This window comes from Leptospira fainei serovar Hurstbridge str. BUT 6, assembly GCF_000306235.2.
Classification (GTDB): domain Bacteria; phylum Spirochaetota; class Leptospiria; order Leptospirales; family Leptospiraceae; genus Leptospira_B; species Leptospira_B fainei.
Map to the genome: position 1 here is coordinate 176,933 of NZ_AKWZ02000011.1, position 12,290 is coordinate 189,222.

8 protein-coding genes are annotated in these 12,290 nt (G+C 43.4%); 4 read left to right on the forward strand and 4 right to left on the reverse strand.

Annotated features, from left to right (window positions below; genetic code table 11):
• Position 1: 1 nt before the first annotated feature.
• Positions 2-1,798: a M61 family metallopeptidase gene (locus tag LEP1GSC058_RS18565; protein ID WP_051133844.1), complete on the forward strand. Its 1,797-nt coding sequence runs from the start codon at positions 2-4 to the stop codon at positions 1,796-1,798.
• Here LEP1GSC058_RS18565 and LEP1GSC058_RS18570 read toward each other — a convergent pair.
• Entirely contained in the window at positions 1,785-2,537 is a 753-nt protein-coding gene (locus LEP1GSC058_RS18570) for an SDR family NAD(P)-dependent oxidoreductase (RefSeq protein ID WP_016551242.1), read from the reverse strand. The genes LEP1GSC058_RS18565 and LEP1GSC058_RS18570 overlap by 14 nt on opposite strands.
• Before the next feature lie 95 nt (positions 2,538-2,632).
• Between LEP1GSC058_RS18570 and argB the strand changes: the two genes are divergently transcribed.
• Entirely contained in the window at positions 2,633-3,505 is an 873-nt protein-coding gene (gene argB, locus LEP1GSC058_RS18575; protein WP_016551066.1) for an acetylglutamate kinase, read from the forward strand.
• A gap of 130 nt (positions 3,506-3,635) precedes the next feature.
• A complete protein-coding gene (locus LEP1GSC058_RS18580; RefSeq protein ID WP_016551251.1) occupies positions 3,636-5,384 on the forward strand; it encodes a GAF domain-containing SpoIIE family protein phosphatase in 1,749 nt (582 codons plus the stop codon).
• 32 nt (positions 5,385-5,416) lie between these two features.
• Here LEP1GSC058_RS18580 and LEP1GSC058_RS18585 read toward each other — a convergent pair whose 3' ends face one another.
• Positions 5,417-6,712, reverse strand: coding sequence for an ATP-dependent 6-phosphofructokinase (locus LEP1GSC058_RS18585; protein WP_016551180.1), 1,296 nt, complete (start codon positions 6,710-6,712; stop codon positions 5,417-5,419).
• Between the two features lie 113 nt (positions 6,713-6,825).
• Between LEP1GSC058_RS18585 and LEP1GSC058_RS18590 the strand changes: the two genes are divergently transcribed.
• Positions 6,826-7,848: an LIC_20087 family outer membrane protein gene (locus LEP1GSC058_RS18590; protein WP_016551124.1), complete on the forward strand. Its 1,023-nt coding sequence runs from the start codon at positions 6,826-6,828 to the stop codon at positions 7,846-7,848.
• Positions 7,849-8,245: 397 nt separating this feature from the next.
• Here the strand turns inward: LEP1GSC058_RS18590 and metH are convergent, their stop codons facing one another.
• Together metH and LEP1GSC058_RS18605 are read right to left on the reverse strand one after the other, a co-directional pair.
• On the reverse strand, positions 8,246-11,983 hold the full coding sequence (gene metH, locus LEP1GSC058_RS18600; protein ID WP_016551299.1) for a methionine synthase: 3,738 nt from the start codon (positions 11,981-11,983) through the stop codon (positions 8,246-8,248).
• Entirely contained in the window at positions 11,980-12,279 is a 300-nt protein-coding gene (locus LEP1GSC058_RS18605; RefSeq protein ID WP_039948814.1) for an indolepyruvate ferredoxin oxidoreductase subunit alpha, read from the reverse strand. The genes metH and LEP1GSC058_RS18605 overlap by 4 nt, the downstream gene beginning before the upstream one ends.
• Positions 12,280-12,290 lie beyond the last annotated feature (11 nt).

Consider the following 12,290-nt stretch of genomic DNA (forward strand, 5'->3'; position numbering starts at 1 on the left):
CGTGGGAATTAAGTATTCTCTAGACACTTATCTACCACATCAACATTACCTACAGGTGGAAATGGAGGTCCACCCGAAGAAGAAAGAAACCTTTCTTTCCATTCCTACCTGGTCCCCTGGGTCGTATAAAATTAGAGATTATGCGAAATCCATTCATAAAGTACGTTTAGTAAATCCTAAATCGGGATGGACCATAGAGCAAACGGATTTGGATACTTGGAAAGTATATTCCAAAGGCGAAACGTTTCGCATTTCGTATTTAGTATTCGGCTTTGAACATACGGTTCGCACGAATTATTTCGCCAATGAGTTTATTTTAATTCATCCGCCCGCAACATTTCTATACTGCAAAGACTTATTGAATTCCGAAGTGGAAGTTTCCTGGAAATCCCTTTCGCCGTTCAAGCACTGTCATACAGGATTGAAGCGAAAAGAGAACGCGAAGTTAACTTGGAAGGCTTCAAATATCGACGAACTATTCGATAGCCCGATTCTTCTGACTAACGAAAAAGAAATCCGTTTCGAAGCGCAATCCTGTAGCTTCGATCTTGTCGTTCTGGGACATGTCTCGAGCGCGGAAAAACGAAAAATAGCCGTTGATCTTTCCAAAATCGTGGATACGCAAATTCGATGCATGGGAGGCACCGAAAATTCGTATTATTTATTCATACTTGATATGACGGAAAACCTTTATGGAGGATTGGAACATCTTAATTGTAGCGTAAACCAGTTCGATCCCCTCGGCGCATTTTCGGGAGAAAACTATCGAACTTTAATCGAGCTTCTTTCCCACGAATATTTTCATCATTGGAACGTAAAACGGATTCGGCCCATCGCATTGGGACCGTTCGATTACCAAAAACCCAATCTAACTAAGGAACTCTGGATTGCGGAAGGAATTACCAGCTTCTTTGACGCTTATTTTCTTTTATTATGCGAAATATATAATCCTCAGCAATATCTGAACAAGCTCTGGAAGGACATTCGAGAGTTGGAGGATTCCGAAGGCGAAGGCTGGATGAGTTTGGAAGACTCCAGCTTTACCGCATGGACTAAATATTATAATCGCCCCCTTGATCCGAATTTCGGAAACACCGGGATCTCGTATTATACGAAAGGAGCAATTCTATCATTGAGCTTTCAGTTATTCATTCTCGCAGAAACCGGAGGGGAGAAGTCATTGCTGGACGTCATGCGGGAATTGTATAAAAGCTATTATTTGGAGAAGAGGCGCGGATTCACTAAAGCCGAGTTTTTTCAAGCGGCAAAGAAAGCCGTAGGCGTGGATTTGAAACTCGAATTCGACTCTTATATAGTCGAACCGAAAAGAATACCGATCGAGAAATACCTGGCTAAAATCGGAATTGAAAGGACTTCTTCGCAGCCTAAGTTGGAACCCGGTTTTAGAGCAAGGGAAGAAAAAGGAAGGTTGATTCTTAATAAGATCAACCTTTCCAAATCAATCAAAAATTCCGATCTAAGCACGGGTGACGAATGGATTTCCATCGATGGATTACGAGTCCTACCCAATAATTTCAAGGATTTATTAAAGAACTATAAACCTGGAGAGAAAGCCGAACTTTTAATCGCAAGACGCGGAGCAATTCTGAAGCGTAAAATTCAATTTGATAAAAAACCGTCGTCTAACGAATTTTGGATAAACGATAAAGTCGACGAAACCGCTTTATCCTTGCGAGAAATATTCTTATCTTCCAAACCGGCGCTAAATTCGATAAGCAAAGTGGAATCAAAGAAGAAAAAAAACGGAGTCGCTGCAAAGACAATTAAATCGCGGTGATCCCTCCGTCCACAGCCCAATTGGCTCCGTTAATATAACGAGAGTCGTCCGAAAGTAAAAAGGAAGCGACTCGCGCTATCTCTTCGGGACTCGCAATCGTTTTTGTCGGAGTCATAGAGAGTATTTTTTCCCGATGATCATCTACCTGATCTTCCCGGATTCCCATTTTTGTTTCTATATATCCGGGACTGATAGCGTTGGCAGTGATTCCGAATTCTCCCCATTCCGCAGCTATGGATTTTACGAAACCGGCTAAGCCATGCTTCGATGCGGAATAAGCGACCGACAAAGCTCTCCCTTTGATCGAAAGGGACGAGGCGATATAAATCAAACGGCCGAATTTTTGAGTCGATAAGATCGGTAAAAGCGTCTGCGTAATTTGAAAAGCCGAACGAAGGTTAACCGAAAATATCGCATCCCATTCTTCTAATGTGACTTCCGTAATTTTATGATATGGCCCGCCGTACCCGGCGCAATGTACAAATCCTGTTAAGCGACGTTCTTGTCCGGGAGAAGTCAGATTTTCCACCAACGATCTACATTCTTCCTTCACTCGAACGGCGGAAAGTAGATCTATGGAAACGAAAGATTCTCCCGACTCGATTTTTGCCGGGGGATTCTTATCCCAATTCCAGACCGAGAAGCCGGCGGCAGTAAAATTTCGAACTAAGGCTCGCCCTAATCCTCCGCTGCCGCCTGTAACTAAAATGGAACCGAATTCTAAAGGATTTTTTAACAAATGCTTACCGGTTTTAAAAAGATCGATCGATAGAGAAGAAGCTTTCCCGTATTTCCGAATCGACAGGGAGAGGCGGAGCGATTTCCCTGTTTGGTATGGAACAATCTTTCGAGCGGGTCAACCATATTCTTGAAGCCCTTCCTTACATCACAAAATACTCGGGGAAGACCGTCGTGATTAAATATGGCGGCGCGGCTATGGCAAAAGCGGATTTGAAAGAATCGTTTGCGAAGGATATAGTCCTGCTCAAATACGTAGGAATTCATCCAGTGATCGTTCATGGTGGCGGGCCGGAGATCAATAGACTTTTAGACTCGCTTCATATTCCGACCGAGTTTGTTCACGGCCATCGAGTAACCAACGCCGAGACGATGGACGTCGTGGAAATGGTTCTAACCGGAAAAGTGAATAAACAGATTGTTTCGATGATCAACGCCGAAGGAGGAAACGCCGTTGGACTTTCAGGAAAAGACGGCAACCTGGCGGAGGCTTCCAAAACAAAAATTGAAATCGAGGTAGAAGGAGCGGTTCCTCAATTAGTCGATGTGGGATTGGTCGGTAAAATAGACAAGATCGACCCGACAGTCGTACTATCTCTCCAGGAAAAAGGGTTCATTCCTGTGATTTCCCCCGTGGCAGAATCGACCCGAGGAGAATCGTTAAATATTAATGCGGATACTTTCGCCGGCGAACTTGCCGGGGCTCTCAAAGCTGAAAAGCTAATTCTTCTCACCGACACTAGCGGAATTTTAATCGATGGAAAACTCGTAACCGGCCTAAATAAAGCGTTGGTAAAAGATTATATTCGGAAAGGAGAAATAACGGGCGGTATGATCCCGAAAGTCGAATGTTGCCTTTCCGCAATCGACCATGGAGTCCGCAGAACTCATATTATAGATGGAAGAGTGCCGCATTCGATTCTCATCGAAATTTTCACCGACCAAGGAATCGGATCGTTGATAGAGTGATAAATTTCCTCAACTTCGATCTGCGTGCCGGAAAGTTCCCGAATCTCCTTGACAAAGCAGAGCTTTAGGCTGAAATACAATTTCTCCGAAGCCAGAACCCTTATTTTTGCGAAGTCACTGAACTAGCCTCATGAGTTTTAAGCAGCTCTCTCTTTCCTTAATTTCCGATATCACCGCCCGCATCAACTCCACCGATAATTTGGAGGAGTTGCTCGGAATTATCATAGAAACTACCAAAGACGTTTTAAATACCGAGGGATGCTCCTTGTTACTGTACGATAAGGAAGAAGATTGCTTAGTATTTCAAATTGCCAAGGGCGACAAAGGGGAATCTCTTACCGAATTGAAGGTTCCTAGAGGTAAGGGAATTGCCGGCATGGTTCTAGAAAGTTTGGAACCCGTGATTACGAACGATGCGGCTAATGACCCTCGTATTTATAGAAATATCGATCAAGCGGTCGGATTTACGACTCGGAATCTAATTTGCGTTCCTATGAAAACTCAGGGAGAGATTCAAGGGGTATTAGAAGCCGTCAATTCGAACGAACGTCCTGATTTTACTTCGAAAGATATTAAAATTTTAGAATATCTCTCGGACTTGGCGGCGATTGCAATTCGAAATAGACGCTTAATCAAAGATCTTAAAGACAGGGCGAGAGAACTCGACTGCTTGTACCAGATTTCCCAGGCTATTTCGAATATCAGCGAGTTGGATCAGTTTTTAAACCTGACCGTCCATTCGATTTCCGACGTTCTAGGCGCAGAAAGGGTTTCGTTAATCTTCCAGAATCCGCGAACTAAATCTTTCGAGCTTTCTAAATCGGTCGGTTTTGGAATCGAAGAGGAATCCCAACTTGTGGACGAGTCGCAGGGAATTCTGAATCGGATTCTTTCAGACGGAAAACCTTTGCTTGTTCAGGGACAAACCGATATCGATCCGAACCTTTTAAATCCCATACGATATAAAACAAGATCCTTTGTTTCAGTACCGATCAGGCAGGATGGAAAAATTATCGGAATATTAAACGCAGCGGATAAAAAGAGCGGGGACAGTTTTTCTCCGCAAGACCTTTCCATCTTAAGTACGATATCGAATCAAATTGCTGAGGCTTATAATAGCCTCCTTGTCAAAAATCAAAAAGAAAAACTGACTTCAATCCGACGAGATATGCAAATAGCTTCGCAGATTCAGCTCAATTCGCTGCCAAGCATTCCCAAAAAAATGCATTTGTTGGAGATCGAGACAGCTTATACGGCTTCCAAAGAAATCGGGGGAGATTTTTACGATCTTGTCTATCATAACCCGGACGAAATCAGCCTTCTGATAGCGGATGTCTCCGGAAAAGGGATCTCCGCCGCTCTTTTTATGGAATTTTCCAAAACGATTATCGCGGGTGAAGTGGCTCGAAATTCATCCACGAGCATCAGTTTAATGGGAGCAAATCGTATTATTCAGGAGAAATCAGGATACTTTATGTTCGTAACCGTAATGCTGATTCGAATCAATATGCTCAAGAAAAGAATCCGTTACTCCAGCGCAGGGCACAACGAGCAACTTTTATACAAAGCGAAAGACAAGAAAGTTATAATGCTTTCAGGAAAAGGTATGCCCCTCGGAATCAAAGAATCAGAAATTGAGGAGCACGAAGTAGAATACCAGCCCGGAGATTTGGTCGTTCTCTATACCGACGGAGTTAGTGAAACGACAAATGAAGCCCGGGAAATGTACGGATTAGAAAATCTTGCAAAACTTATCGAGCGAAACGGGGACATGCCCGTAGAAAATCTGAAAGATTTGATTTTGGATACTACGGATGCCTTCAGGGGAGAAGCTGACCCCCATGACGATTATACTCTTGTTTTAGTCCGACTGAATTAAAGATTTCATCGTCGGTTTTGTAGGAACTATGACTATCCGGCAATCATCCGAGGAGGCTGTCCGGTGGAAGCGAGGAGCGTCCGCCATAATGTGCTCTTATTCGGCTGCAAGACCTTCCTTTCCTGAATGGCAAGATCAATGGGCAAATGAGTGAATACATTATTCCAAATTCCGATCACCATATCTGTTTTTCCCGCCATGCCTGCGTGAACCGCATTTTGGGCGAGAAAGCCGCAGAAAATAGAATCTTCCGGATTTGCAGGAATGGATCGGATTATATAACTGGGATCGATGTATTTTACGTTGGTTTCTATATTCTCTTTTTTAAAATACTCGATGATTTTATTCTTTAAAAAGACACCGATATCACCGAGTTTCAAGTTTCCGGACGCATCCCTTTCTTCATTTCTTCCGAAGAATTTCTGACCGGCGCCTTCGGCAACTATGATGACTGCATGCCTTCTTTTTAAAATTCGATCTTTCAGAATTTCTAGAAAGGCGCCCTTTCCATCCAAATCAAAATCGACCTCTGGAATCAGACAATAATTCACATTCTGAGACGCGAGAGCTGCATTGACTGCAATGAATCCGGAATGACGACCCATTAGTTTTACGACCCCGATTCCATTAGGGGCTCCTTTCGCTTCAACATGGGCACATTCTACCGCCTCCATCGCCTTCGAAAATGCCGTAGAAAATCCGAATGTCTTTTGAACATAGTTAATGTCGTTATCAATGGTCTTGGGAATCCCTATGACGGAGATTTCTTCATTGCGTTTTTCGATTTCTCGAACGATTTCTTTTGCTCCACGTAATGTTCCGTCACCACCGATGCAGAATAAAACTTTCACTCCGTAAAGAGCAAGCGTATCAACCATATCTTCGGGAGCCTGATTTCCTCGCGATGAAGCTAGAATAGTTCCACCGTCCGCGCCGATATGAGCAACATTTTCCGGCGTCAATTCTACCGGACGATGAGCATAGCGTTTCACTAGTCCCTGATATCCGTATGGAAAACCGAGAATTCTTCGAACTCCGTAACGATATGTCAATTCCATTACGATTCCGCGAATTACATCATTAATACCCGGGCAGAGCCCTCCGCAGGTAACAATTCCTGCCGTTACATTTTGCGGGTCGAAATAAATTTTTTCTCGAGGGCCTGCCTGTTCAAAGAAATCCACTTCAGATTCGAGGTAATGCCTCCAATCCTCCCTGTTCTCAAAAACCGTTCTGAAAATAGCTTTTGATTCTTCCGGTGTATAATATTCATAACCGGCCGGACTCACTATTCTGCATTCGCCAAAATTCTTTATTTTTGTCTTCATCCCGGTTTTTCCTTACTATGATACATAGACGTTCCCTTTTTTTCGACGTTTCAAATCGATTTTTCATTGGCAAGAGGGATTCCTTCGTCATATATCATTAATAGAGGATGTAAATGGGAAGAAAGATTCTAAAAAAGAACTCAGCTCGTCCCATATTCCGGTCTGCCACCATTTTTTTCTTACCTGTTTTTCTTGGGTTATCAATGATTTATGGGGAAACAGATTCGGGTCTTCTTTGGGACTCGTTTGGTGTTTTTAGTTCATCTGAACGGTCTTCGCGAAAGGCCGCAAATAACGAGAAAGAAAGCGGTATGGGGGAAGAAAAACCCGTTTTATTCTTCTCCGCGCTTACTTTTAAAGGCCCATTCGAAGCGAAACTTTTGAGCGATTTCATTCCAACAGAAAATCAAACTTGGGAATCAATTCCGGGAATGAATACTCTGCTCCCGAAACCGCCGCAGACCGGTAGAGGTCGTCGAGAATTTTTTGCCCTATACCCGTCTCTGGGAAAAGAAGAAATTTTCGTCATGGCTTTATCGACCACAAGTCAGCCGAAACCCGGTTCGGGTGAGGCGTATGTAGGAGCAACGACAGAACGCCGAGCTTTTGATGCGTTAACTGACGTGCGAAGCCAAAGTACTCCGTTACCTGGCGCAAATCAAAATATTTCACGCGGAATAGATAACCAAGCCGGTAATTTATTACTAGGATATTTTACCGGTCATGCCGGAGTCCATATGGGCTTAGGAATGAGAATGGCTGGGAACGGTGTAGGGTTAGCCGTGCCGGAATCTGCTAGATCATCGATCGGAGTAAGTTATTCGATTTTTTCCGGAGCGAGCAATCAAAATCAATTAGATTTCTTTTTGCAAGTTTCGGGGGTTAAACGCTTTAATGACAAAACGTTAATTCCTGTCGAACCGACTGTCACGTTTAAGGGCTGGCCGCAAGGGTATGAATACTATGTTAACCCAGGGTTTTCGGTTTCTACCCGAAATCTACGTTTTGAAGGTTTAGTTCGCGTTCCCCTCCACCAACCATTTCCAACCACAGACGGTATGCTTACGTCCGAAATCCAAGGACAGTTAGGAGTAAAATACAGTTTTTCCGAAAGTTCCCCAAACCTACCCAAATGATGGGATCGGGGAGTTTGTCGTAGTTACTACAATTTCCTATTATCGGGTAGGATATATCGTCGTAGTTCCTACAAACCCTGTTTTTCAAACGAGAGTTTTAAATCTAACTTACTAATAAGATGCTTCTTCCTCGAAATCCGAATGGTCTTTAATAACTTTCCCCGATCTTCTGTAAAAACCTCAATCCAAGTTTCATTTACTGGACAGGCGTTATCCTCACAAGCCCACTCACTAGCTTTCAGGAAAGCTACAGATCCTCCAATTCTCTTTCGAATCTCCGATGCTAACCATGGATGGAATGAGAATTCCGAATCTGGATCGCAAACTTCCGAAAATTCAGAGTGAGTCTTTAATATCTGTGTAGGAACTTCTACCCTCATCAAACCGCTCCTTTTCATTAGACTGTAGGAACGACTTCTTTGGGATCGTACGCTAAATTTGGTGAAAGCCATTTTTCAATTTCAGCGATACTTGTATTTTTGCGCTTAGCATAATCCTCGATCTGATCACGATTAATCTTCGCGACAGCGAAATATTTCGACTCAGGATGAGCAAAATACAGCCCACTTACCGAACTCGCCGGCCACATTGCAAAATGCTCGGTCAAGGTTATGCCCGTGTTCTTTTCAACCTGCAAAAGATCAAAGAGAGTACGTTTTTCCGTGTGGTCCGGACTTGCCGGGTAACCGGCAGCTGGGCGAATGCCTTTGTATTTTTCTCGGATAAGATCTTCCACAGGGAGATTTTCATCAGAAGCATATCCCCAATATTCTTTTCGAACTTTAAGATGCATATATTCAGCGAATGCTTCCGCTAATCGATCTCCTAAAGCTTTCGCCATAATTGAATTATAGTCGTCCAATTTTGAGTCAAAGATCTTTGCAAATTCTTCGACTCCATGCCCCGACGTAACGGCAAAACCTCCGATATAATCGATTAATCCGGACTCCTGCGATGCAATGAAATCGGCCAAGCAATAATTCGGCTCCTCTTTGCCTTCCTTTGAAATCTGCTGACGAAGCGTATGAAAAACAGCAAGAATCTTCGATCTTGTTTCATCTTCGTAAACTTCAATATCGTCGCCAACGCTATTGGCGGGAAAAATACCGATCACTCCTTTCGCCCTATAACGTCGATTCTTAACGATATCATCTAAAAGCTTACGCGCATCGTCGTATAACTCTTTCGCCTGCTTTCCGTAAATTTCACTTTCAAATATGGACGGGAAGCGGCCTTTTAATTCCCAGGCTTGAAAGAAAGGCGACCAATCAATATATGGAACCAAAGTTTCTAATGAAATCTCCTCATCGAAAACTTTTATTCCCGTGATATTCGGTTTTGAAATCCTAGTCGTATTCCAATCGGAAACAAATCTGTTTTCTCGCGCTTCCTCGATCGAAACTAACTTGCGCTCGCTTCTTGTATTGAAATAAATCTCGCGCTGAGATTTCTGATCTAACCTAATCTGTTCAACATATTCGCCGCGCAACGACGGATTCAATAACTTCCCTACAACATTTACGACTCGAGAAGCGTCGATCACATGAACAACCGGATGGTCGTATTTTTCCGCTATTTTTACCGCAGTATGTGCGGAACTCGTAGTAGCTCCGCCGATAAGCAACGGAACAGTAAAACCGGTCCTTTGCATTTCGGAAGCGACATATACCATCTCGTCTAAAGATGGAGTGATCAAGCCGGATAATCCGATTATATCCGCCTTTTGTGCTCTAGCTTCCTCTAAAATTTTTTCGCAAGGAACCATCACGCCTAAATCTACTACATCGTAATTATTGCAGGCGAGAACCACGGAGACTATATTTTTGCCGATATCATGAACATCGCCTTTCACCGTCGCAATCAGAAATTTTAGCTTTTGCGAAACTTGGGCCTGTTTTTTATTTTCCTCCTCCATAAACGGCAAAAGATAAGCGACTGCCTTTTTCATAACGCGAGCGCTTTTTACGACTTGTGGAAGAAACATTTTTCCGGAACCGAATAAATCCCCGACGACCCTCATTCCGTCCATCATCGGACCTTCGATGACACTCAATGGTCGTCCGTATTTTACTCTAGCTTCTTCCGTATCTTGCTCAATGAATTCAACAATTCCTTTAACTAGTGCGTGCTCAAGTCGTTGTTCAACGGAACCGGATCTCCATGCGTCTTCTTTTTTATCGACCTTATCGCCGGCCTTGACCGTTTCCGCAAAATCAATTAATCGTTCCGTTGAGTCAGGTCTACGATTCAAAAGTACGTCTTCGACGAGTTCCAATAGATCTTTCGGTATCTCCTCGTAAACTGCAAGCATCCCGGCATTTACAATAGCCATATCTAAGCCTGCTTGAATCGCATGGTATAAAAAGGCAGCATGCATTGCTTCCCGAACAGGATTATTTCCTCGGAAGGAAAAGGAGATATTACTCAATCCTCCGCTAACTTTAGCCCCTGGACATTTTACTTTAATTTCGCGAATCGCTTCAATAAAATCGACTGCATAATTATTATGTTCTTCTATTCCGGTCCCGACGGTTAAAATATTTGGATCGAAAATAATGTCTGACGGAGAATAATCCGCCTCGTTAATTAATAATTCATAGGCTCTCTTACAAATCCTAACCTTCTCATCTTTACTGGCCGCCTGTCCTTGTTCATCAAAGGCCATGACGATAACTGCCGCGCCATATCTTCTAACTTGGCGAGCTTGAGCTATGAATTTTTCCTCCCCTTCTTTCAAAGAGATGGAATTCACTATCGGTTTTCCTTGAATACACTTTAACCCTGCTTCCAATACAGACCATTTAGAGCTGTCGACCATGAAAGGTACTTTCGCGATATCCGGTTCTACTGCTATCAAGTTTAAGAATTGAGTCATTGAAGCTTCGCCGTCGAGCAATGCTTCGTCAAAATTGATATCTATTATATTTGCACCGGCTTCTACCTGTTGTAAAGCGACTGCAACGGCTTCTTCGAAATTTCCATCTAAAATCAGTTTTTTAAACTTTGGCGATCCGGTAACATTCGTTCTCTCGCCAACCATTATAAATCCCTTATCCGGCGTAAGGTTTAAAGGTTCTAATCCGGACAATCTCGTGAATTCCGCGATCGTCGGTATTTTTCTAGGTGGATTACCGGAGACGGCTTTTGCCGCTGCGGCGATGTGATCAGGAGTCGTTCCGCAACACCCGCCGGCAATATTCAACCAACCCGCCGCTGAAAATTCCCCTAAAAATTTTCCGAATTCTTCCGGAGTCTGGTCATAACCTCCAAACGCGTTAGGGAGTCCCGCATTCGGATAACAACTAATAAAACAATCTGCCACTCTCGAAAGTTCTTCTATATACGGTCTCATTTCAGCTGCGCCTAATGCACAGTTAATTCCGATTGATAACGGATTTGCATGGTAAACGGAATTATAGAATGCCTCGATTGTTTGCCCAGAAAGCGTTCGACCGGAAGCGTCAGTGATCGTCACGGAAAGAGAGACCGGAAGTCTTACTTTGAGATCCTCAAATACATTTTCTATTGCTACGATCGCAGCTTTAAGATTCAGCGTATCGATATTTGTTTCCGGAAGGAGCAAATCCACTCCTTCCTCAACGAGAGCCCGTACTTGTTCGTAAAAGGTTTCTACTAACTCATCGAAGGTAACAGCGCGAAATGCAGGGTTATTAACGTCTGGGGAAAGGGAAAGAGTCTTATTTGTAGGCCCAAATGCACCGGCTAAGAAAACCGGGCGATTCGGTGCCTGCAATTTGAATTTTTGAATAGCAGACTTAGCTATCCTAACGGCCGTCCGATTAAGTTCGTCGACGATGGATTCCATCGCATAATCCGCTTGAGAAATATTATTCGCATTGAATGTGTTCGTTTCTATTATATTAGCGCCGGACCGCAAAAATTCCAAATGGATGCTTTCAATTATATCCGGCTTAGTAAGTACGAGTAGGTCATTATTTCCCTTTAAGGAAGACGTATGAGTTGCAAAACGCTCTCCTCTATACGCCGCCTCATCCAAATTATGTCGTTGGATCATCGTGCCCATTGCACCGTCCAAGACGAGGATCTGCTCTTGTAATAGAGTAATCAGTTCTTTCGCTTTCGAATTTGTATATGCTGGGAAATTTTTCTTCATAGTGATTTAGTATTGCACGGTTCTTTTAGTAAAGGCTGTTTCAACTCACGAATAACGGGTAAGAACTTCGACTCAATCGCATTTTTTAAGATCCAGTCTTTCCAGATCGGCGGGACTTCATCTTCAGGGAAAATCGCGTTTGCGGGACACTCCCGCAAACAGTCGTTACAATGGATACAAATGTCCGGATCGATCAGAACAAGGCTCTCGCTTTCCCGAAACGCTTCAACGGGGCAGGCAGCGGCACAGTAAGTATACTTACACCCTACGCAAGGTTCAGTAACTACGTATGCCAAAATCTGCCCCC